General features: G+C 63.8%; 2 protein-coding genes. One reads left to right on the top strand and one right to left on the bottom strand.

Features of this window, described 5'->3' with window-relative positions; genetic code table 11:
- Nucleotides 1–193, bottom strand: a 193-nt coding sequence (locus VE26_RS18275) for a hypothetical protein (RefSeq protein ID WP_046103224.1), incomplete at its 3' end; no start/stop codon positions are given.
- Nucleotides 194–299: 106 nt separating this feature from the next.
- On the opposite strand from VE26_RS18275, the gene VE26_RS18280 reads away from it, so the two are divergent.
- A partial coding sequence (locus tag VE26_RS18280; protein WP_046103224.1) for a hypothetical protein occupies nt 300–492 on the top strand: 193 nt, incomplete at its 3' end.

Below are 492 nucleotides of genomic sequence, written 5' to 3'. Positions count from 1 at the left end.
GGGCACCAAGGCCTAGGCAGGAATGCACGGAGTCAATGCGATCCTCGACCCCGAGGGGCTGCTCAACACGGGCGAGCTGCTCAATGGCGACAAGAAGGTGCACATCAAGAACCTCAAGATCATGCCGCTGGCCGACGAACTGGACGACCTGTGCATCGAGTGCGGCTTCGGCGAACCCGCCTGCCCCAGCCATCACATGACCCTGACCCCGCGACAGCGCATTGCGGTAACGCGTGAGCGCGCACGCGTGCGCGCTCACGCGTTACCGCAATGCGCTGTCGCGGGGTCAGGGTCATGTGATGGCTGGGGCAGGCGGGTTCGCCGAAGCCGCACTCGATGCACAGGTCGTCCAGTTCGTCGGCCAGCGGCATGATCTTGAGGTTCTTGATGTGCACCTTCTTGTCGCCATTGAGCAGCTCGCCCGTGTTGAGCAGCCCCTCGGGGTCGAGGATCGCATTGACTCCGTGCATTCCTGCCTAGGCCTTGGTGCCC

Source organism: Devosia chinhatensis, assembly GCF_000969445.1.
Classification (GTDB): domain Bacteria; phylum Pseudomonadota; class Alphaproteobacteria; order Rhizobiales; family Devosiaceae; genus Devosia; species Devosia chinhatensis.
This window is presented reverse-complemented; position numbering and strand designations above follow the sequence as displayed.